This window comes from Streptomyces sp. NPDC032940 (assembly GCF_040636935.1).
Classification (GTDB): Bacteria; Actinomycetota; Actinomycetes; order Streptomycetales; family Streptomycetaceae; genus Streptomyces.
The window spans coordinates 35,189-54,652 of sequence record NZ_JBEZVJ010000036.1; the positions used below are offsets into that span (position 1 = coordinate 35,189).

At 69.2% G+C, this 19,464-nt stretch carries 23 protein-coding genes; 13 read left to right on the forward strand and 10 right to left on the reverse strand.

Annotation, left to right across the window (positions count from 1 at the left end):
• Window positions 1-212 precede the first annotated feature (212 nt).
• Window positions 213-1,088 (forward strand): hypothetical protein, encoded by an 876-nt coding sequence (locus AB0E77_RS30320; protein WP_361576944.1) that lies wholly within the window; start codon window positions 213-215, stop codon window positions 1,086-1,088.
• A gap of 887 nt (window positions 1,089-1,975) precedes the next feature.
• Here AB0E77_RS30320 and AB0E77_RS30325 read toward each other — a convergent pair.
• Both AB0E77_RS30325 and AB0E77_RS30330 read right to left on the reverse strand, forming a co-directional pair.
• A complete protein-coding gene (locus tag AB0E77_RS30325) occupies window positions 1,976-2,296 on the reverse strand; it encodes a hypothetical protein (protein WP_361576947.1) in 321 nt (106 codons plus the stop codon).
• 703 nt (window positions 2,297-2,999) lie between these two features.
• A complete protein-coding gene (locus AB0E77_RS30330; protein ID WP_355099836.1) occupies window positions 3,000-3,413 on the reverse strand; it encodes a DUF3592 domain-containing protein in 414 nt (137 codons plus the stop codon).
• 134 nt (window positions 3,414-3,547) lie between these two features.
• Here AB0E77_RS30330 and AB0E77_RS30335 point away from each other — a divergent pair, with 134 nt between their 5' ends.
• The 3 genes from AB0E77_RS30335 (at window position 3,548) to AB0E77_RS30345 (ending at window position 7,628) form a co-directional block, all read left to right on the forward strand.
• A complete protein-coding gene (locus AB0E77_RS30335) occupies window positions 3,548-4,924 on the forward strand; it encodes an IS1380 family transposase (protein ID WP_361576950.1) in 1,377 nt (458 codons plus the stop codon).
• Between the two features lie 906 nt (window positions 4,925-5,830).
• Window positions 5,831-7,093: a helix-turn-helix transcriptional regulator gene (locus AB0E77_RS30340; RefSeq protein WP_361576953.1), complete on the forward strand. Its 1,263-nt coding sequence runs from the start codon at window positions 5,831-5,833 to the stop codon at window positions 7,091-7,093.
• A 340-nt stretch (window positions 7,094-7,433) separates the two neighbouring features.
• Entirely contained in the window at window positions 7,434-7,628 is a 195-nt protein-coding gene (locus AB0E77_RS30345; RefSeq protein WP_361576956.1) for a hypothetical protein, read from the forward strand.
• Between the two features lie 246 nt (window positions 7,629-7,874).
• Here AB0E77_RS30345 and AB0E77_RS30350 read toward each other — a convergent pair whose 3' ends face one another.
• The 5 genes from AB0E77_RS30350 to AB0E77_RS30370 all read right to left on the reverse strand — a co-directional run bounded on the left by AB0E77_RS30350 (window position 7,875) and on the right by AB0E77_RS30370 (window position 11,770).
• A complete protein-coding gene (locus tag AB0E77_RS30350; protein ID WP_361576959.1) occupies window positions 7,875-8,144 on the reverse strand; it encodes a hypothetical protein in 270 nt (89 codons plus the stop codon).
• Entirely contained in the window at window positions 8,122-8,358 is a 237-nt protein-coding gene (locus tag AB0E77_RS30355) for a hypothetical protein (protein WP_361576962.1), read from the reverse strand. The genes AB0E77_RS30350 and AB0E77_RS30355 overlap by 23 nt, the downstream gene beginning before the upstream one ends.
• A 371-nt stretch (window positions 8,359-8,729) precedes the next feature.
• Entirely contained in the window at window positions 8,730-10,097 is a 1,368-nt protein-coding gene (locus AB0E77_RS30360; protein ID WP_361576965.1) for a DnaB-like helicase C-terminal domain-containing protein, read from the reverse strand.
• On the reverse strand, window positions 10,094-11,224 hold the full coding sequence (locus AB0E77_RS30365; RefSeq protein WP_361576968.1) for a hypothetical protein: 1,131 nt from the start codon (window positions 11,222-11,224) through the stop codon (window positions 10,094-10,096). Before AB0E77_RS30365 ends, AB0E77_RS30360 begins: the two co-directional genes overlap by 4 nt.
• A gap of 267 nt (window positions 11,225-11,491) precedes the next feature.
• Window positions 11,492-11,770 (reverse strand): helix-turn-helix domain-containing protein, encoded by a 279-nt coding sequence (locus AB0E77_RS30370; RefSeq protein ID WP_225638433.1) that lies wholly within the window; start codon window positions 11,768-11,770, stop codon window positions 11,492-11,494.
• A 134-nt stretch (window positions 11,771-11,904) separates the two neighbouring features.
• Between AB0E77_RS30370 and AB0E77_RS30375 the strand changes: the two genes are divergently transcribed.
• Both AB0E77_RS30375 and AB0E77_RS30380 read left to right on the forward strand, forming a co-directional pair.
• The gene (locus AB0E77_RS30375; RefSeq protein ID WP_361576971.1) at window positions 11,905-12,552 is read left to right on the forward strand and encodes an HAD family hydrolase; all 648 of its coding nucleotides are present in this window, start codon (window positions 11,905-11,907) and stop codon (window positions 12,550-12,552) included.
• Between the two features lie 4 nt (window positions 12,553-12,556).
• Window positions 12,557-13,390 carry a DUF1932 domain-containing protein gene (locus AB0E77_RS30380; RefSeq protein WP_361576974.1) on the forward strand — a complete coding sequence of 278 codons (834 nt, stop codon included), beginning with the start codon at window positions 12,557-12,559 and terminating at the stop codon, window positions 13,388-13,390.
• Window positions 13,391-13,397: 7 nt separating this feature from the next.
• Here AB0E77_RS30380 and AB0E77_RS30385 read toward each other — a convergent pair whose 3' ends face one another.
• The 3 genes from AB0E77_RS30385 to AB0E77_RS30395 all read right to left on the reverse strand — a co-directional run bounded on the left by AB0E77_RS30385 (window position 13,398) and on the right by AB0E77_RS30395 (window position 15,926).
• Complete coding sequence (locus AB0E77_RS30385) at window positions 13,398-13,967, reverse strand: guanylate kinase (protein WP_361576976.1); 570 nt, start codon at window positions 13,965-13,967, stop codon at window positions 13,398-13,400.
• Window positions 13,964-15,001 carry an AAA family ATPase gene (locus AB0E77_RS30390; protein WP_361576978.1) on the reverse strand — a complete coding sequence of 346 codons (1,038 nt, stop codon included), beginning with the start codon at window positions 14,999-15,001 and terminating at the stop codon, window positions 13,964-13,966. Before AB0E77_RS30390 ends, AB0E77_RS30385 begins: the two co-directional genes overlap by 4 nt.
• A 172-nt stretch (window positions 15,002-15,173) precedes the next feature.
• Window positions 15,174-15,926, reverse strand: a complete 753-nt coding sequence (locus AB0E77_RS30395; protein ID WP_361576980.1) for a GntR family transcriptional regulator — start codon at window positions 15,924-15,926, stop codon at window positions 15,174-15,176.
• 415 nt (window positions 15,927-16,341) lie between these two features.
• Here AB0E77_RS30395 and AB0E77_RS30400 point away from each other — a divergent pair, with 415 nt between their 5' ends.
• The 7 genes from AB0E77_RS30400 to AB0E77_RS30430 all read left to right on the forward strand — a co-directional run.
• A complete protein-coding gene (locus AB0E77_RS30400; protein ID WP_361576983.1) occupies window positions 16,342-16,947 on the forward strand; it encodes a hypothetical protein in 606 nt (201 codons plus the stop codon).
• Between the two features lie 244 nt (window positions 16,948-17,191).
• On the forward strand, window positions 17,192-17,644 hold the full coding sequence (locus AB0E77_RS30405; RefSeq protein WP_361576986.1) for a sigma-70 family RNA polymerase sigma factor: 453 nt from the start codon (window positions 17,192-17,194) through the stop codon (window positions 17,642-17,644).
• Complete coding sequence (locus AB0E77_RS30410) at window positions 17,641-17,928, forward strand: hypothetical protein (protein ID WP_361576989.1); 288 nt, start codon at window positions 17,641-17,643, stop codon at window positions 17,926-17,928. Before AB0E77_RS30405 ends, AB0E77_RS30410 begins: the two co-directional genes overlap by 4 nt.
• A 147-nt stretch (window positions 17,929-18,075) precedes the next feature.
• The gene (locus AB0E77_RS30415) at window positions 18,076-18,543 is read left to right on the forward strand and encodes a hypothetical protein (RefSeq protein WP_361576992.1); all 468 of its coding nucleotides are present in this window, start codon (window positions 18,076-18,078) and stop codon (window positions 18,541-18,543) included.
• The gene (locus AB0E77_RS30420; RefSeq protein WP_361576995.1) at window positions 18,543-18,743 is read left to right on the forward strand and encodes a hypothetical protein; all 201 of its coding nucleotides are present in this window, start codon (window positions 18,543-18,545) and stop codon (window positions 18,741-18,743) included. The genes AB0E77_RS30415 and AB0E77_RS30420 overlap by 1 nt, the downstream gene beginning before the upstream one ends.
• Complete coding sequence (locus tag AB0E77_RS30425) at window positions 18,736-18,906, forward strand: hypothetical protein (protein WP_225638422.1); 171 nt, start codon at window positions 18,736-18,738, stop codon at window positions 18,904-18,906. The genes AB0E77_RS30420 and AB0E77_RS30425 overlap by 8 nt, the downstream gene beginning before the upstream one ends.
• Before the next feature lie 217 nt (window positions 18,907-19,123).
• Window positions 19,124-19,464, forward strand: a 341-nt coding sequence (locus tag AB0E77_RS30430; protein ID WP_361576998.1) for a DUF2637 domain-containing protein, incomplete at its 3' end; no start/stop codon positions are given.

Below are 19,464 nucleotides of genomic sequence, written 5' to 3' on the forward strand. Positions count from 1 at the left end.
GGACGGGACCCTCGTCCGCCCCCGGCCGGTGGTGGACGTCGCCCATGTCGCCGCCAGCCGATGGCGCAACCCGGTACGCCGACACCGCCCTCGCCCCGCCTAGCCCCCCGGCCGCCGTGGTGCGGCACGGCGGCCGGGAGCAATGGGCTACTCCTACCGCAGCATGAAAAAAGCCCAAGTTGAGCAGGGACGTGTGCAAATAGACTGCTGGTGTGACAAGAACATGGCGGCGGCTGACTGACCGCCTCAACGGCAAACAAGACCCAGAAGTCCTCTACGAAGAGCTTCCCGACCACCTGGCCGTACCCGTCAGGCTTTGGGCCCACCAAGTTGCCAGCACCTACGGTCTCGTTGCTCTTGTCTGCCTGCGCCTGCGATTGCCGTCCAAGGTCCTCAACAGTCATTCGCCAGAAGAGACGCTCGCCAACTACCAGGACAGTCGCAACCCGATGATCTTCATGGAGATTGTCGATGCGCTGCTGGCGGGCCTCTCGGAAGTCAACCCATTCTCATCGGCGGGGAGGTACAACGGAGTTACCATCAGCGACCTCCGCAATGAGTTGGACCGCATCCTCCTCGAAGGGGGATCGGCCTACATGATCAACCCGGACAAGAACGGGTTGTGCCGCAGAGTTGATGTGACCTTGCGGCAGTCTCTGGAAGCCGCCGTGCAGGCAGCGGACAAGCAGACGCAAGGCGCCGGCGCACACCTCCGGGAGGCTTTCGCCGCGGCCTACGGGATCAGCCCTAACCCCAGTGTTGCCTACTCTCAGTCCGTGAAAGCGGTAGAAGCTGTGGCAAACCCTCTTTTCCTTCCTAAATCTCCTGAGCCCACCCTGGGGGCTGTGCGATCGACCCTTGACCAGGGCAGGAACAAGTACGAGATGGTCGTGCAGGACCGAACGGGGGCTCCCGCAGGCATCGAGGCAGCGGTCGAACTGCTTAACCTCCTCTGGCATGGGCAACGCGACCGCCACGCTGGCGGCCCCACGAGCCGGCCAGTGACACAGGAAGCTGCCGAGACTGCCGTACACGCTGCCGCTCTTCTGGTCCACTGGATAGCGACGGGCGCGATTCGGAAGAAGTAGCAGTGGACAAGGAGCGCAGCGGAAGCCACCCCCGGGGCCGCAGACCCCGCAGCTCCGGGAGCGCAGCGGACGGAGCGTCACCTGCCTTGCGTAGCAAGGCAGGTGAGCTGCTCGCGCAGCGAGCAGCAGCGCTCACGCGGAGCGTGAGCGCAACACCCGTGCGCAGCACGGGTGTTCGCTTGCCCATCGCGCAGCGATGGGGTACCCGCTCCGCGTGAGCGCTGCTGCTCGCGCAGCGAGCAGCTCACCGGCCCGGCTGCGCCGGGCCGGTGACGCTCCGTCCGCTTCGCTCCCGGAGCTGCGGGGCTACCGGCCCCGCGAGGTGGCCTCCGCTGCGCTCCAGCCACCCGGGGCGCTGCGCGGATCGGCCAACGGGCCTTCGGCCCGAGCGGCAAGAGGGAGGGGGTGGGCTGGTGCCGGTGACTCTGCATCACGTGATGCAGCATGTAGCTTTGGCGGAACCAGCCCACCCTCGGAGGCTACTTGCTTGCGTTCTTGCGGCGGTTGATCCTGCGCTCCAGGGCCGCCCGGAGGGCGAGGGCGCGGCGGCTGGTTTCCGGGGTAGGCGGGCCGGCGCGCGGTGCCGGGTGCCGCTTCCGATCGCGCGCAGCGCTCGGCACGCGCAGGCGCGCAGCGGACGCCCGTACCCCTGGCGCGTGCGCGCGGCGGCCGGTGCCGCGCCCCGGCCCGCCTACCCCGAAAAAGAAGGGTTCTGCTGCGCCCGCCCGCGCCTGGGGCCGCTGCTGCGCCCCGCTGCGCGCGGTTCGGGCGGGGCCTGGGGCGGGGCTCGGTATGCTGGCCGTGAAGTCCTCCTTCGGGTGGGTTTTCGGTTGGTCGGCGCCCTTGCCACCCGCTTCGGCGGATTGGGCGCCGGCCGCTTTTGTGTCTCAGGGCGTGACGCCGTACGCTGCCGCCTCCCTCAGCACCTCCAGGGCCTCCTGGAGCGCCTGGACGGCGTGCTGCCGCACTGCGCTAGGGCTGGGGTACTCCTCGGCCTCCTGCAAGTCGCGGAGTGCGTCCTGGGCGCTTTCCAGCGCGGTGCGCGGGTCGGCGAGCAGGACCAGGGAGCCCGAGGTGTCGACCGTCCAGACCTGGCCCGTTTCCGGCTCGATGTCGGCGGCGGCGAGCAGTTCGCCGCAGGAGCAGGCGAACAGGCCGTCCGGCCGGGCGGTGTAGGGGTGGGCGTGGTCGCAGGTGATGAGGTCCATGAGGCAGCCCGCCTTTCGTGGGGTCCTGGCGTGGTGGTGACCAGGAAGCCGCGCGGTGCGGCGGGGGCTCGACGGCCCCGGGTGCGCCCGCAGGGCGCGGGCCGTCGACCGGGGCCCGCAAGGGGCGCCGCAGGCGCCGGGTCCCGGCGGTCCGGCCGCGCGCAGCGCAGGACCGCAGCGCGAGGGAGCGCAGCGGACCGCGCGTCGCGTCGGGGAGAGCCCGCAGGGCGCTCTCCGACGGCCCCCGCCGCACCGTGTGGCACCCTGGTCACCACCACGCCAGGACCCAGCTCCTGAGGCTCTACCAGGCGGACAGTTGCGTGGGAGCGATGCGGCAGGCGAATCTGAGCTGCCGCCCACGCGGGCCAGCCTTACCGACAAGGCGGATCACGCGATGAGGACCCGCGAAGCGTCAGGGCTGGGGACGACTGCGAAGAACAGGAACGGCACTAGCCTCGCGCTTTCACGAGGTGAGCTGTCCGGCACGTGATTGAGAACGTGGAAATCGCTCCTGAACTGCAAAGATGGGACTTGTCGAGGGTCCTGATCGTGCCGTGAAAAGAAGCACTCCACAGATGAAGAGGCGCCCCGGGGCGGAACCGCCCTGTCCGTATTGAGGAAAGTTGTCGGAAAACCGCCAGTCACTCCCAACGCCGGAGACGACCCACCGAAGGAGCTGACGGGCCGTCACGCATGACCGAAGCTAGCCGCCAACAATCCAATACAGCAGTCCGAGACCAGGAACACCGAGCAGCAGGGCCAGAGTCGACAGTATGTAGGCTATGCCGTACCCGATCGGCGGCACCTCGGCGTTCTTCGGCCGACGTGGGTCGTAGACGACGTCGACCGACTCTCCTATCCGTGCGCACGCAACGGCCGCTGGCTGGCTCAGGCATGTGAACTTCTCACCCGACGCGGCCTCATATCTCACGATCACGGCTACGCCGTCCTTGGCGAACGTGTGCCTGACACAGACTCCCGTGACCCGAACTCCCCTCACACGCACGGCGAACGCCCGTTGAGCCATAAAGGCCAGGACCCCGGAGCCACCCAGCAGCACGAGGGTGTGGGGGAGGAAGTAGGCCGAGCCCGAAGCAGCGAGGTACGCAGATGCCATACGCCCATCTAACCTCGTTTTCTCACGAGGTGGGGTGTCCGAGGCTTGATCAAATAAGCGGAAAGCGCTCCTGACCTGCAATGATGAGACGTGTTGAGGGTCCTGTTGGTTGCGTGGGAAGAAGCACTCTCCAGGTGAAGAAGCGTATCGGGTCGTACCCGTGTGTCCGCGTCGAGGGCGGCGGCCGGGCGGTGGTCTCGCAGGCCGGGGGTGTCCTGCTGGTGGAGACCGTCCGCAAGGTCGGCCTGGGCACCGCGATGTCAGCGGCGCTGACGCCGTGGCGGAAGCCGCGGGCGGTGCACGATCCGGGGAAGATCTTGCTGGACGTGGCCCTGGCGGTGGCGCTGGGCGGGGACTGCCTGGCGGATGTCGGCATGCTGCGGGCGGAGCCGGCCGTGTTCGGGCCGGTGGCCTCTGACCCGACGGTCTCCCGCCTGATCGACACCCTCGCCGGCTCCGAGGGGAAGTCACTGGCGGCCATCCGCTCGGCTCGGGCCGAAGCACGTGAGCAGGCTTGGCGGTTGGCCGGCGGCCACGCTCCCGGAGCGGGCGGGTCGGTGACCGTGGACCTCGACGGGGTGCTGGTGGTCGCACACTCGGACAAAGAGGACGCGGCCCCGACCTGGAAGCGGACCTACGGTCACCACCCGTTGATGGGGTTCGTCGACCACGGACCGGGCGGCACTGGGGAACCGGTGGCGGCCCTGCTCAGGCCCGGGAACGCCGGCTCGAACACAGCCGCCGACCACATCACCGCCACCCGACTGGCGCTGGCCCAGCTGCCGGCGAAGTACCGGCGCGGGCGCCGGACACTGATCCGCACCGACTCCGCGGGCGGCACCCACGACTTCGTCGCCTGGCTCGCTCAGCGGGGACGGTGGCTGTCCTACTCGGTCGGCATGGTGATCACCGAGCAGGACCACCAGCATGTGCTGAAGGTTCCGGCGTCGGCCTGGACGCCGGCCGTCGAGGCGGACGGAGAGATACGCGACGGCGCCTGGGTCGCCGAACTCACCGGCAACGTTCTGGACGGCTGGCCGAAGGGGATGCGGCTGATCGTCCGGAAGGAACGGCCGCACCCCGGGGCCCAGTTGCGGCTCACGGACGCGGACGGCATGCGGCTGACCTGCTTCGCCACCAACACCGTCGGCCGGCCGATCGCCGAGCTCGAGCTCCGTCACCGGCTGCGAGCGAGGGCCGAGGACCGCATCCGGGCCGCCAGGGCCACCGGCCTGCGGAATCTTCCTCTGCACCGCACCGCCCAGAACCGGATCTGGCTGGAGATCGTGCAGATCGCTCTCGACCTGCTGGCCTGGATGCCGATGCTCTCGCTGACCGGCAGGGCCAGGCTCTGGGAACCCCGCCGTCTGCGGCTCCGCCTGTTCACCACGGCCGGACAGCTCGTCACCACCGGCCGTCGGCGGATCCTCCGCCTGGCACGGCACTGGCCCTGGACCGGTCACATCACCGCAGCCCTCGACCGGCTCACCCAACTGCCCGACCCCGGCTGACCAGCGAAATCACCCGTCCCTACGACAGCACCTCAACACCCGGAGCAGTGGAACCCGGCGCCCTCCCGAGACGACACTCGGGTCCTCGGCCTGCCCAGCCTCAGCCCACAGCAACAAGAACGGTCCACCGACTCCGTCGGCGGACCGTCACGAAACTTCGAGGCTAGAGCCAGTCCATCCTGTGCGCGAGGCAGCTGACGAGGTCGCCTATCAGAGCACCTGGTTGTTACGGGCGAGTACGGGAATATCCAACGAAATCTATTGGCCATAGATGGCGCGACAGAACCTTTTTGCGCGATACGCCCGTTTCTGAAACACGACATATGCCAACGGAAGGAACGAAACGCCCCGCAGGTTCTGTAGTTGGCAGTGCACTTTCCGTGAGGTTAGGGTCACGGGAGCGTGGGCTCCGAGGAGTTGCAGCCCCATTGACGAAGCCCACGCCATCCATGAAATGCACGATTCAAGGAGATCCCATGAGGTCGTCCCCGAACCCTGGCGAACCCAAACCCCCACGTCGGAGGCTGTTCCGCGTTTTCGACACTAACAGCCGTGACGAAAATAGCCAACGTCACGGGCGAATGGTTCACATCCTGTTCGTAGCGATGCCTGTGCTTCCCGTAATTGGCATCGCCGTTGCTTCCCCCTACACGGGCGAGTCGCTTCTGGCGTCCTGGACGGCAGCATTCACCGCCGGGATCGGGTGCCTGGTATGGAATTTCCCCGTCCACGAGCGCCGCATGGCCTGATCTAGCCGCCGGGGGAACGCGGACGCGTTCCCCCGGCGCACCACCGGCGATTGGTTCCCGACGAAACGGTTGTACCTGACCGCCGGTGTGACGCAATTCCATCACTCCTTTGGATGTGCCCCAGGGCCCATGCTGTTCACGAACAGGAGCCTCGCTCATGATCCCCACCAGCGTCCCGGAGCCTCAGTGCTATCACTGCGGTACCCCGATGCCCCCTCCCGGCGCCAAACGCGGCAGGCCAGCTGATTACTGCGGGCAGGCCTGTCGTCAGGCCGCCTACCGCGAGCGGCAGCGCCGACGCGGCAAGTCCGCGGAGACCGACAGCGACCCCGAGTCGCTGCCTGAACAGCCCCCGGAACAACTGCAGTTGCTCGAGCTGGCACAGGACACGCAGGAGGAATTACGTCACCTGCTCCGGCTGCTGTCGAATAGCCACCGTGCATCAGCGGCAGACATCCTCGAGCACTCCGTCAAAGTGCAGCGGCGCATGGATCTGATCACCGCCGGCGTCGTCCTGATGGCGCGCCGCCGCCGCATCCCGTGGGAGCCCCTCGGCAAGATCCTCAGTATCAGCCCGGAAACCGCCCGGCATGCCTACCATCCGCGCCTCGTGCAGCGCCGTCTGGACGACTACGCCCCCCACCTGGCACCGGCCCCGCCACAGGCGACCAGCCCGCCGGATCCGGACGAAGCCGAAGCCCTTCTCCCCACCCAGCAGCTCGACCAGCCTTCTCTGCGAACCACCAATCAGCTCTCTCCCATCCTGTCCAGGCTGCAGATCGCCAGCGGCATCCCACTGCGTCAGCTGGGCCTGCGCGTCCAGGTATCCGCGAGCTACCTCTCCCGTGTACTCAGCGGAGAGAAGTTCCCTACCTGGGAACTCACCGAGAAGATCGCACTCGTTGTCGGAGCGGACACTGACGCCGTACGAAGGGTCTGGCAAGACGAACGCAACCGCCACGGCATCCGCGCCCGCACGTCCCACCCGCAGCCTCCACCACCAGACCCCGGATCCGGCACATCGCTAGCCGCAGGGCTACGCACCCTCTACCAGCGCGCGGCCAGCCCCTCCGTGCACAGCGTCTCCGTAGCAACCGGGCATCTCATCAGCGCCGACGACGTCCGCCGGATCCTTCACGGTGAGACGGTGGGAAGTTGGGAAGAAGTCAGCGCTCTCATTCGCGCTCTGGACGGGGAGCCGTCGTTCTTCCAAGCGCACTGGCAAGAAGCGCACGAGTCATCCCCACCACCGCTGCCGGCCATCGCGGAAACCCCGACCAACCGCCTCAACCGTCTGCTGAGCGCCTTCGGCGACAGTCTCCACGACGCCCGCACTCTCGCACCGTCACCCACACTGTCCGTCCGGCGTCGCGCCCTGCGCCGTCGCATGGCAGCGCAGAACACTCGTCCCGCCCTCTAACGCACGCCAGGACGCCCAGCGGACGCCCGGTGACCCTGCCGCGTAACAGGGACGTGCCGCTTTCAGCTGGTGGGGGATGCGCGACGCGGGGGGTTCCGCGACCCGCACCTGCGCCCGAAGGACGTCGTGCACCACCAGGAGGAGAGCCCGGTGACCACCGAGCCCGAGCACACCGACCCCGCCCCCGTCCCCGACCTCACCATCCCGCTGTCCGCCGCCGACGCCCAGGCGCTGGGCGACGACGTCAGGCAGCTCGCCATGCGGCTCGGTGCCGTCCTGCACGGCCTCGCGCAGCTGCGCGCCGGCGGGGTAAGCACCGAGGACCTTGCGAACCATCCTGATGTCCACCGGTCTGATGAACCGGCTGGAGGGCATCCGGGACGCCGCCGTGCGTCAGCACGCCGCCCGCGGCGGCTCGTATGGCGCGCTGGCCAGCGCCATGGGCGTCACCCGAGCCACCGCCCAGTCCCGCCGCGACACCCTGCTGAAGAAGGACCCGAGCGAGATGGAGAAGTGGGCCACGAGCAGCAGCTGACCTCCGAGCAGCGGCGCCGTTCAGCAGACCGACGACAGGTCGCTGCACGGCGCCGCTGCGTTGCAGCACGCGGCCTGCTGCACGAGCAGCGCCCGGGTGCCGACCTCGCAGCGTCCGTGCACGGCTGCTCCGACGCGGCCCCAAGCAGCACTGCTCGCTGCCCGCGCGCTGCACCGTGCAGCGGGATGCAGCAGCGCCCCGGACCACCTGATGGTCCGGGGCGCTGCATGGGTGCTCGGGAGGCCCCTACGCCTCAACATACGCGACGATCGTGATCTGCCGAAGGGCCGTGACGTAGTAGATGACGCGGACCCCGTCGATGTCGTCGACATAGTCGCGCAGCAGAGTGTCGGGCACCGCCGTGCCCAGCTCGGGGTTGACGCTGATCGCGACGATCGCGCGGTCCAGGCGGTGCGTCTCGGTCGCCGTCAGCTTCGCCAGCTGGCTCAGCGCGGGCTCCACCAGGACGACCTGAGAGCGGCGCGGCCCGTGCTCAGGCGACACGGGGCTGCTCACCGGCGAGGCGCTCCAGGTGGGCGTCGCGGGCTTCCTCCCACAGCACGCCGGACTCCGCGGCCGGGTAGCCGTGCTCCGCGATGTCCTCGAGGACCGAGGCGAGGACATCGACCCGGGCACGCTGGTCGGCCGCGTAGGCGCGGACGGACGCGGCGGCGTTCTCATCGAGGGGCTGGCGGTCGGGGGCGGGCGCGGGGGCCGGCTGCTCGCTCATCCGGGGCTCCTGGGCTGTCATCTGGCGTGTGTCACCACGGTATCGCCGGGGCGGGGCGCTCCGGGACGGTACGGGCATAACCCCGCCCGGGTGACACAGATGACACAGCTGAACAGTGACACAGACGGTCCCGACGACCTGGGGAAACGATGGGTTGATGACACAGGTCGACTGTTCACCCCTGGCTGTTCAGGTGACTGACGCGACGGCGTGAGCGGAGTGCCCTCTGACACTGAACATGGATCGATTGCCAACCCATGCGGGCTCTCCGTTCATGATCGGCTGTCCGGGCCGCTGCGGGGCGATCATGGCCGGGCCGGGGAAGTTGCCCAGCCCGGGCTGATCGCGCCGCACAGCGGCGTCCAGGGTCGTTAGAGGGCGGGTTCTTCCGCGCCGGACATGTCGCGCAGACGGCTGTAGTGGAACTGGTGGGCCACGGTGACGGTGGCCGTCGGCCCGTTGCGGTGCTTGGCCACGATCAGGTCGGTCTCGCCGGACCGCTCGGACTCGGGCTCGTAGTAGTCCTCGCGGTGCAGCAGGATGATCGCGTCGGCGTCCTGCTCCAGGGCGCCGGAGTCCCTCAGGTCGCTCACCGCCGGCCGCTTGTCCTGCCGCTGCTCGGGCCCGCGGTTGAGCTGGGCCAGAGCGATGAGCACCGCTCCGGTGTCGGAGGCCAGGATCTTCAGTTCGCGGCTGATCTCGGTGACCCGCTCGTAGGGCGTCTGACGGGCGTTGCGCTGGTCGGTCTGCATCAGCTGGAGGTAGTCGACGACCACCAGCGGTGCGCGGCCGGTCTCGCGGACGATGGTCTTGATGCGAGAGCGGATCCGGGCGGGGCTGACGCGGGCGCTGTAGTCCATCCACAGCGGCAGGTCCTTCAGCTCCGGGGCGTACCGGTCGAGGCGGTCCCAGTCGTCCTGCGTCAGGCCGTCGACGCCGTCGCGGATGTGGTGGAACGCCACGCGGGCCCGGGCCGACAGGATGCGATTGCTGACTTCGGCCCGGCCCATTTCCAGGCTGTGCACGAGGGTCGGGGCTCCGGTGCGGGCGTTCGCGGTGGCCACGCCGAGCGCGAACGCGCTCTTGCCCATGGCCGGGCGGGCAGCGACCACGATCATCTGCCCCGGCATCAGCTTCATCAGGCTGTCCAGGTCGCTGAACCCGGTGACGGCGGCCGGCGGGAGGGACACGGCGAGGCTGTCCAGGTGCGCGTCCAGGTGGTCACCGAACCGGCCGAAGGTGTCGTCGTCGTCGTCCTGGTCGTCGGCGGCGAGGTACTCCAGCTCGGCCTGGTGGGCGGCGATCGTCTCCGGGACCGCCAGGGGGTCCGCCTGCCGGGCGCCCTGCATCCCGCGCACCAGCGCCTGCTGGTAGCGGCGGACCTGGGCATAGCCGTGCACGAGGTCGGCGTAGTGGCTGGCCTCTACGGAGGAGCAGGCTTCGCTTGCGAGCCGGGACAGGCCCACCACGCCGCCCACGCGCTCAAGGTCGCCGGTGCTGCGCAGCTGCGCCTCGACGGCCGGCACGCCGGTGGGGCGGCTGGCGCCGTGCAACCGCTGCACGGCCGACCACACCAGCTCGTGCGCGGGCTCGTGCCAGTCGCCCTCGCGCACGACGCGGGCCACGTCGGCCACCGGGTCGTACGAGGGGGTGGCCATCAGGCAGGCACCGAGCGTGCGGCGCTCCGCGTCCACGGACACGGCCTGCTCCTGGTCCCGGTCCTGGGTCTGTGTGGTCACTTGGCCGCCTCCACTTCGCTGAGGGTGACGCCTGGATGGGTGCAGCGGAGCTGAGGGCCGCTGTCGTCGTCGTCCAGGAGCCAGCCGTACTCGTCGCAGGCGGGGCAGGCCGCGATGAGGGCACGCGCCGCAGACCGCGGACCGCTGCTCGCCGCGGAGGTGTTCTGGGGCCGGGGCCGCACGAGTGTGTAGCGGCGCAGGTCCTCCACCCAGCCGGGCAGGCACTTGACCCACGCCTTGGCGCCGTCGGTGTTCTTCAGCACCTCGGCTTCCAGCAGGCGCCGGTAGTCGTCATCAGCCCCGACCAGGGACGGCCAGCCCTGCCTGCGCATCGTGCGCAGCAGCTTGGGCGCGCACCGGCGAGCCGTCGCCGCGCCTGCCTGCCAGCGCTGCATCTGCTGGAGGAAGTCCTCAGCCCCGGTGATCTCCTCCGGGGAAAACTCGGTCTCCTCCTCCCGCTGTGACGGTAGCGACCCCGTGGAGCCAGTGAGGGGGTTGGGGGAGGAGGTATCCACCTCCTCCGGGGGGTGTGGGGGGTACGGAGCGGATCGCGGGTTTTCCGCATTCCGGCTCTGACCAGGCGAAACGCGGGTTTCCGGATCGCGGGTTTTCCGCGATCCGGCTCCGGACTGCGGGTTTTCCGCATTCCGGCTCTGACCAGGCGAAACGCGGGTTTCCCGCGATCCGGAGGGCTGGGAATCGCGGATTTCCCGCACGTCGGTGCTGACCTGCTGTGATGCCGCGATGCCGAGATCCACGTACTGCTCGTTGTTCGCCGGGTTCCGGTAGACCCGGGTCACCCAGGTCGGGCGCTGCGTGGCTTCGTCGTAGACCGAGACGCGGGCAAGGTGGCCGGCTTTCGTCAGCCGCGCCGCGATGGCGTTGTACCGGTCCTTGCCCATCTTCCAGCCCTGGGCCTGGAGGTCCCGTCGGATGGCTTCCATGGTCGACGGCAGGCGAGGATCGCGGAGCAGCAGCTCCGTCAGAACACCGATGTCCTCAGGCTGGAGGCCGGGCGTGCGCACCAGCTCGCGGCGCAGCACAACCTCCTCAGGCGGCTCCCAGCCGCGTTCGAGGTAGCTCGCCCCGAAGTCGTCGGGCGACGGTGGACGGTGTGGGCTGTGCACGGGGCATCTCCCCAGGTAGGGGAGCCGTGACCAGCAGATGTGACCTAGCCGAGCCCCGGAGTAGTGGCGTTGCGCTATCTCTTGCGCATACTCTGGGTATAGGTGACCCACGCGGGCCTACGGGCCCACGGGCATCACCCCGGCGAGGTCACCTCACCGGACACGACTCAAAGCTTTGGTAGGGCGAGAGTCGGACTTGGAAGCGGCTCCTGTTGTGGCGACGGGGGCCGCTTCGCATTTACGGGGGGCGGATAGGCATAAGGTTCCTCATCCTGCTTGCTGCGTCGGCTCGAGCGGCTTGGCGGCCTCTGGATGCTTCGCTGCCCACCCGTTCAGCAAACGGGCGTAGGCCTCAAGATGCCGCCGACGAGGCTTCGCCTGGCCGGTCTCCCAGCGGTGGAACGCGACCCGCGTCACGCCGAAGACTTCTGCAACTTCGTCCTGCGTCAGACCATCGGCTTTCCGAAGACGCGCACGGACGTCCGGCGGCGGCATGATGTCTGGCCGCGCGAGTAGAGCGTCGACTGCATCAAGTAGCTCAGACACTGCTCCCCCTCTCCTCACGTGATCCAGAACTATACATAACTCTCCACCTGAAACGGTCGAGTTGGGCCGCGTGTCGTTGGCAGACATGGCGCTCTGCAGGGCTCCAATGGCGAGTTCGGGCTAAGGTCGTCGGTATGGCCTTCGCCCTCTTCGACCTGGACAACACATTGGTCGACCGGCAGTCGGCGTACGAAGATGCCGTGACCACTCTGTGCCGTAGGCGGGCGTTCGGGCGAGAGATTGAGCAGTGGCTCCTCACCGAGCTGGCGGACCGCGCGAATCTCGTCGACTTCACGCGGCTTCAGAGAGCCTTTGGCCTGGGTGTCTCCGCAGACGCGCTTTGGCAGGAGTACGTCGGCCTGGTGGCATCTGCTGTCGCCTGCCGGCCAGGCGTCATCGAAGGGCTGAAGCAACTGCGCGCAGCATCCTGGACGGTTGGCATCGTCACCAACGGTGCTTCCGATATTCAACGGGCCAAGCTCGCTGGAACCGGTCTCGCCACCCTGGTCGACGGCGTTGCTGTCTCCGGTGACCTGGAGATCCGCAAGCCGGACCGGCGCCTGTTCGAACTCGCGGCGTCCCGCTGCGGTGTGAACCTCGCGGGTGGTGGCTGGATGATTGGCGACAACCCGGCCGGGGACATCGGCGGCGGTCACTACGTCGGCCTGCGAACCATCTGGCTGCGTGGTCGGCCCTGGCCGGACGGCACCCCTAGGGCGCTCCACGTCGTGGACGACGTCACAGATGCCATCGCCATATTGCTCACCGAGAGTTCGGAGTAACACCGTGGACCAGCCGACCGTGGGCATCCTCCACCCCGGCAGCATGGGCGCAGCCGTGGCCGCCTGCGCCGCGACCAACGCGGCAGAGGTCCTGTGGTGCGCAGCCGGGCGCAGCGCCGCATCCACGGCGCGCGCCGCCCAGTTCGGCCTGACGCCCGCGGCCACGCTCGCCGACCTGCTGCAACGCTGCGACATCGTCCTCAGCCTCTGCCCGCCCGCCGCCGCTGAGGACTTGGCCGCTGACGTTGCCGCGCACCGCTTCGCCGGGGTGTACGTAGAGGCCAACGCCATCGCGCCCATGCGAGTGCAGCGGATCGCCGCACTACTCCCGGACGCCACCGTCGTAGACGGTGGCGTCGTCGGATCCCCGCCGGTCGGTGGCAAGACGCCGACCCTGTACTTGTCCGGGCCTGCTGACGCGACAGCCCGCATCGAGGCACTGTTCGCGGACACCTCCGTCCAGGCAGCGGTGCTGGGCACGGAGGTGGGGAAGGCGTCCGCGTTGAAGTTGTCGTACGCCTCGTTCCAGAAGGCGAGCAGGGTGCTGGTGGCGCTCGCGGTCGGCATGGCACGCGAGCACGGCGTTGACCAGGAGCTCATCAAGGTCGCCTCCCGACGCACCGACTCGTACCTGTCCGAGCCGCAGTACGTCGCCAAGACCGCAGCCCGCGCTTGGCGCTGGGGCCCTGAGCTGGAGGAAGCCGCCGACGCACTCACGGCCGCCGGCCTCCCGCCGGAGATGCTGCGCGCGGCCGCGGCCACGCTGGCACGGTGGAACGACGCCAAGGACAGCGAGCTCACGCTCACCGACGCCCTGGACCGACTCGCCCAGCCGTAGCCCGCGCTCATGCCGTCGCCGCTCCCGCTCGCTGCACCAGCAGCTGGTCGATGAGCCGCGCCGCGTCCTGCGGAGCCGACGCCGTGGTGTCCACAGTCAGGTCCCAGACCATGCCCGGGTGCGCGTCCAGGTCCTCGCGGGTCGCGTCCCACGCCACCAGGCGCGCCGCGGTGTCGCTGTCGCCGCGCCCCACCGACCGCTGCTCGGTCACCTCGCGCGGGCACCACAGCAGCACCACCGACCATTCGGCCGGGTAGCCGTCGATCATGGCTCGGATGCCATCGACCTGCCCGAGGTGCACCACGGGCACCCCGGCCTCGAACGCTGCGTCCAGGCCGGGCGCGTCGATTACATACGTGTTGCCGTACCGGGCGTTCGCGTAGACGACGTCGCCCGCGGTCTCCAGCTCGCGCAGCTGCTCCGCCGTGCCCATCCGGTAGCCAGCCGACTTGCCGGTCCCGACCTTGAGTCGCGCGAACTGCGCGTACCTGGAGTCGAGGTCGCTGAGCGCGGTGGTGACGGTGTCCTTGCCCGAGGCCGGCGGGCCGTAGAGGATCACGCCCTGTTGCTCCGTCATGCGTACATCGCCCCCATCGCTTGCCGGGCCTGGTCCGCGAGCGTCACCGCGTTGCCCAGCCGGTTGTCGACGACCAGGTGCGGTACCGCCGGACGTAGGTCCAGGTCGATCGTGGCCATGTACTCGTCCCACCGTGCGAGCTTCCAGGCGTCCCGGGCTGCCGAGCGGAAACCGATGTATTCGCGCATGGATTCTTCATCGCACTGCACCCAGACCGGGAAGACGTCGACGCCCATGGCCGCCGCGCGGTTGGCCAAGCGCTGCATCCAGGCCGGATCGGTCATCTCCGCGATGAACGGAGCGGAGAGCACGGTGCTGATTCCGCACTTGATGTTCGCCATGGCGGACTGCATGAGGCAGTCATACTCCACTGACCGAACATGCTCCCTGTAGAGCTCGGTGTGGCGGTCGTTTGGATCGCCGCCCAACGCGACCAGTAGCCGTTCCACCAACGGCCGGGTGAGCGGGTCCTTATCGAGCAGCGGCCAGCCTGTGAGCTGGACGAAGAACCTCGCCAGCTCGGTCTTGCCGCTCCCGGCGTACCCACCGACCAGGATCAGGACGGGGCGGTGTGGGTCGCCTCCTGTGTGCCTCCGCTTCCAGGCGTCGATGATGCGCTGCTGGAGAGCAAAGTGCCCGGCGTCTTCGCTGCCGGGCGAAATGCGGTGGATGGCCCGTTCGACGGCCAAGACGTGCGCGCCGTTGAGGCGGTCGTCCATCGGCGTGAGTTTGAACGAGGTCTCCTCACCGGGCAGAGCGGTTCGGAACCCCAAATCCGGCTCGGTTGCTCGGTAGAGGAGGCAGTAGGCGCGCCGGTAATGCGGGCCCGGATAGACCTCCCCTTGCTCGTGCTGCCACAACGTCTGGGGATTCGCGGCTGGGATGCCCTTGAGCTTGGCTTGTTCAGCAACTTCTCGGAGTCGCTCGCCGGCCTTCTCCAGAGTCAGGCCGTGAGCTTCCCGTTGCTCGCGCAGGCGGTCCGGCCGCCACCCTGCTCGATGCTTCCCCACCCTGGTTCCCTCGGTCGTCGCCATGGCCGTGAGCCTAGGCCGCAGCAGTCAATTCCCATGTGTACGCGGATGTTGAGAACCCGTGAATGCCGATGCGCACGAGCTTCGACAGAGCGCTGTGATGTTGCTATCTGCTCGTGGCTAGTGAGATGGCCCTCACACCACGACCAGCCGGGAGAGGTTCGCGATGGGGCGCTCACGCATCGAACTTGTACTCCAGGACGTAGGCCGCGCTGTCCATCGTCATCTCGTTCACTTCGACGGCTCGGAGCTCAGCGTCGAAGGCCGTCCGGCACACCTTGATAACCGGACGCTCCAGCGGCATTCCCAGCCCTTCGGCCTCTTCTGCTACGGGGAGCCTGCAGCGGATCTCTTCGCGGAAGTGCGCAGGTGCGTGACCGATCTCAGCGAGTCTCGCGTACGCGCCGCCCTCTCCAGTGTCGACTCGCATGATTGCTGTGCCGTCCACCAGGTCCAGGGGAAGGTACGACGTCGCGAGCATGACCGGCCTGTCGTCCAGGACGAAGCGGCGGGACCGCGTGCAGACGCGATCGTTCTCTTCTACTTCCAACATCCGCGCTACGTGCGCTGGTGCTGCAACGGTGTCAACTCGAACGTCGATGGTGACGGGACGTTCTTCATCAGCGGACCAGATGGACCTTCCTGTACCCCACTGCTCGCGTGCGAGGCGCTGAATGCCATGACGCCGGATGGGTCGGAACTCGATGACACGGGCCCCTGCGCCCTTCTTTGTCTCTACCAGTCCCTCGATGCGGAGGATCTTGAGTGCTTGGCGAGCGGTGAGCACCGCAACGTCGTACTGCGCCGCAAGAGCGCTCTCCCCTGGCAGGCGGTCCCCGGGACCGTACGCGCCAGATTCGATCGCCTCCTTCAGAGCGTCGGCGATTCGCTGGTACTTCGGCCTCTGCGGCCCCGTGTCACTCGCCATGCCTCTCCCTACCTCGTTAGCGATCCTAGGGCCGCTAGCTATCGAGCCGCCGGAAGGGGCCACCTCGACTTTTCTCTAGATCTCGCGCGGCGAGCGTACCTCGTTAGTGTGACTACTTGACATCGTTAACGAGGTCGCGTTCACTGTGGATTGTACCTCGTTAACGAGGTCGTCCGTCGCAAGACCGCAGTAGTCGTCCGGCCCTTCGGGGGTCGGCCGGGGTAAGTCCTCGGAGTCACCCAGGACGCGAGAGCACCATCGAACTCCCCCGGAGCCTGACGGCACGACAACCGCGTGCACGTCGCAGCGCTGTGCGCTGTCTGTCCTACGGGACGCCGGCCTCGTGCCGTGCGGCCCGGAGGGCAGAGAGAGCATCGCGACGCGCCCCCTGCCACTCCGCCCGTGAGGAGTCCAGATGTCTTCCACCCTTGAGCGCACCGCCCGCCCCCGCCGGAGCCGGACCCGCTCCCGCACCGTCAACGCCCGCCCGGCGCTGCCCCTCTCCACCCTCAAGGCCCACCAGTACGACCTGCGCCCCGCCTGCGCGTCGCTGGTCTGCCCCGACTGCAAGACGTGGGTGCCCATCACCGGCCTCCAAACCAAGAAGCCCAAGGTGGTGCCGCACGACACCGGCCGCGCGGGCAAGGACGCCGCCGTCCGCTGCCGACTGGGCAGCAACCGCCTAGTCACCGTCGACGTGACGGTCAGGACGTGGCAGGAGCGCCTGGAGGACGGCCACGCGGAGACCGGCCACCGCCGCAAGACCACCGTGCGGCGCAAACCGAAGACCGCGGTCGCTCCGGCCGTCAGCCAGATCGCCACGCAGAAGCAGGCGCCGGCGGATGACGAGCCCGGTGTCGGTCAGCCCTTGTGGCTGCTGCGCGAGATGAAGTGGGCGTCGACCGAGTCCGCGGTCCGCGACGCCGACACCCGCCGCGCGCAGATGCCCGCCGGTGACGCGCCGCTGGGCGCGCCGCCGGTCCCGCAGACGACGCTGCACCCCGAACGCCGCGCGAGCTGACTGGCCTAGCCGGGGCTGTGGCTCGCTGACTCCAAGGCCTGACGCAGCTTGCGCTGCCCGTCGTACACAGCCCCCGTCCTCGAGGCCGGGCCGGTGGCCGGCGGAGTGCGCAGGATGCACTGCCCGCCATTCGCCATGGCGTCCCTGCTCGGGACGTCGGCGGACTCGATGCGACGACCCCCCAGGGATGCCGCCCTGGGGGGTCTGTCGCAGGTCACCCTTCGTGAGAGGACGAACCCACCACATGCTCAGCATTTCATCATCCCCAGCAGCCTTAAGTGGCCGGCCTCCACTGCCGACCCGCCCGCAGCCGCACGAGCGTGACGGCCGCCAGCCGCAGCCCGGCGGCGGCCAGCCGCACCCGCGCATCGCGCACGACGACAGCGTCGCCCGTGAGCTGCTCACCGCGCTGTACGACGACTACGCGCCGCTGGTCCTCCGCACCGCGGCCCGGGCCCTGCGTCCCGACGACCGAGACCTGGTCGACGACCTCGCTCAGGACGTCTGGCTCGACACCTGGCGCCATCTGCTACGCGGCAACGAGTTGCGCCGCCCGGCGGGATGGCTCGCCACCCGCACCCGCCGCCGCGCCATCGACCACTACCGGCTCGCACATGTCCGGCGCGAGCGGGCCACCGACTACAGCGACGACGTCACCCTGCACCGCATCGCCCGGATGATCGGAGACGCAGCATGACCGCCCCCATCACGTTCATCGCTCTGCCGACCACCGCGGACGAGATCGGCCCGCGTCTGCCCGGCGCCATCTACGCCAACGTCGACGGCCGCTTCGAGGTGCTGGCGCTCATCACCAAGCCGGACGACGCAGCCAAGCTGCTCCGCCGCCGCGCCGCCCGCTGGGCGGTCATCGTCCGCGACACCCTGCGCCCCGACGGCGAGCCCTTCGCGGTCGGCTCGGTGTGGACGACGTCCGACTATTTGGTCCGGCCCGGCCGCACCGTGTACGCCCCGGCTGCCTGACGACCGCCACGGTCCGGCTCCCACCCCACCAGAGCATCAGGGGGTGGGAGACGGGCCGTGGCTGGCCGTCCGGCCAGTCACAAGGGCGACAGCCCCGGAGCTTGGACCCTCCGGGGCTGTCCGGTCAAAACGGATTCGGAGATCCCTATGACCACAGCGATCATGACATGCCCCGCAGCCCGTACAACAGTGACCGCGATCACCCCGGAGTACTGGTGCGGCCCGTGCGGCGCCTTCCACGCCGGGCCCTGCGCTTCGGTCGCGTACCGGCAGCTCGGTGACCTCCTGGCGCGCATGGTGCGCGAGGCCGACCGCCGCGTCACGACCGAGCGTCGGGCGCGGCGCACGCTTCAGGAGATGCTGCCCGGCTACGAGCGGCAGCCGGTGCTCACCCTGCACCGCCCGGTGATGGCCGACGACTCCTGCCCCCTGTGCCACCGGTGGCAGTGCGACCCGAGCAACTGCCCGCCCGGGGTGGCGCCCGCGCCGGCCCCGGCCACCGCGTCCGGCCAGTGGCAGTGCGACAAATGCGGCGGCTGGTTCGGCGTCGCCGGGGCACCGGCCGGTCCGGTCACCGCCTGGACGTGCAGCGCCTGCCAGAACAACAACCCCTGATGCCGCACCTCATACAGGCGGCCCGGGCAGCGCAGCACCGCGCCGCCCGGGCCGCCGCCAGCATCGGCACCGGCCACCCCCTTACCCGCCTGCTGCTCGCCGCCGCCGCGGTGGCCGCGACAGCAGCGTGGGAGGCAGGACACCGCGTCGCCGACCTCCACCCGCCCCGCCGGCACAACGAAAGACGAGCACGTGCCTGACGACCTGTACCAGCGCTACCAGGCAGCCGCCCGCGCCCACCAGGAGCACACCACCGGCTGCCCCCGCTGCACCGACCGCGCCCGCTGCCCCGAAGGCGCGCGGCTGTGGTCCACCTTCGAGCGGTTGCAGGACGCCTACCTGCAACGCCAGCGCACCCGCTGAACCACTGCCCCAATCGACATCGCCACCTCTGTCGGTTGCCTCCCTCGCCCGTCCCGGCCCCCCTGGCGGCCGGTACGGGCGAGGTGAGGGGAGCCGCACAGCCCAGGCACCGCCGTTTCGGATCCACCGGCCGCCGTTTCGGGAACGCCTCGCCGCGTTTCGGGAGCGGCGGCCGTCGTTTCGCGCCCACCCCGACCGCCCTCTTTGGAGGCCCCCTGTGACGATCACCGACACGCCGCAGAGCGCGCCGCCCGGCACCCCCGTTTCGCTCCCACCGCCCGCCGTTTCGGACCCGGCCGGGACTGTTTCGGCAGCGGCGGGCAGCGATTCGCGGACACCGAAGCGGAACGCGATCACGCCCGAGCGCGACCGCCTGATGACGGCCCTGTCCCTCGCCGCCGCGATCGGCGGCACGCTGGTCGGGATCATCGGCTTCGCGATGTCCTACAGCACCCTCGCCAAGGTCGCCCTGGCCTGGGGATTCAGCGAGCGCCTGGCGCCGTGGTTCCCGGTCGGCGTGGATGCGTCGATCATCGCGTTCCTCGCGCTGGACCTGTA

Coding starts and splice junctions, on each gene's coding strand:
- AB0E77_RS30390 (WP_361576978.1), bottom strand. CDS start 15,001: ATGGCGACGACCGAGGGAACCAGGGTGGGGAAGCATCGAGCAGGGTGG.
- AB0E77_RS30385 (WP_361576976.1), bottom strand. CDS start 13,967: ATGACGGAGCAACAGGGCGTGATCCTCTACGGCCCGCCGGCCTCGGGC.
- AB0E77_RS30345 (WP_361576956.1), top strand. CDS start 7,434: ATGTCCACCGGTCTGATGAACCGGCTGGAGGGCATCCGGGACGCCGCC.
- AB0E77_RS30415 (WP_361576992.1), top strand. CDS start 18,076: ATGACCACAGCGATCATGACATGCCCCGCAGCCCGTACAACAGTGACC.
- AB0E77_RS30375 (WP_361576971.1), top strand. CDS start 11,905: ATGGCCTTCGCCCTCTTCGACCTGGACAACACATTGGTCGACCGGCAG.
- AB0E77_RS30340 (WP_361576953.1), top strand. CDS start 5,831: ATGATCCCCACCAGCGTCCCGGAGCCTCAGTGCTATCACTGCGGTACC.
- AB0E77_RS30400 (WP_361576983.1), top strand. CDS start 16,342: ATGTCTTCCACCCTTGAGCGCACCGCCCGCCCCCGCCGGAGCCGGACC.
- AB0E77_RS30405 (WP_361576986.1), top strand. CDS start 17,192: ATGCTCAGCATTTCATCATCCCCAGCAGCCTTAAGTGGCCGGCCTCCA.
- AB0E77_RS30410 (WP_361576989.1), top strand. CDS start 17,641: ATGACCGCCCCCATCACGTTCATCGCTCTGCCGACCACCGCGGACGAG.
- AB0E77_RS30355 (WP_361576962.1), bottom strand. CDS start 8,358: ATGAGCGAGCAGCCGGCCCCCGCGCCCGCCCCCGACCGCCAGCCCCTC.
- AB0E77_RS30420 (WP_361576995.1), top strand. CDS start 18,543: ATGCCGCACCTCATACAGGCGGCCCGGGCAGCGCAGCACCGCGCCGCC.
- AB0E77_RS30395 (WP_361576980.1), bottom strand. CDS start 15,926: ATGGCGAGTGACACGGGGCCGCAGAGGCCGAAGTACCAGCGAATCGCC.
- AB0E77_RS30330 (WP_355099836.1), bottom strand. CDS start 3,413: ATGGCATCTGCGTACCTCGCTGCTTCGGGCTCGGCCTACTTCCTCCCC.
- AB0E77_RS30325 (WP_361576947.1), bottom strand. CDS start 2,296: ATGGACCTCATCACCTGCGACCACGCCCACCCCTACACCGCCCGGCCG.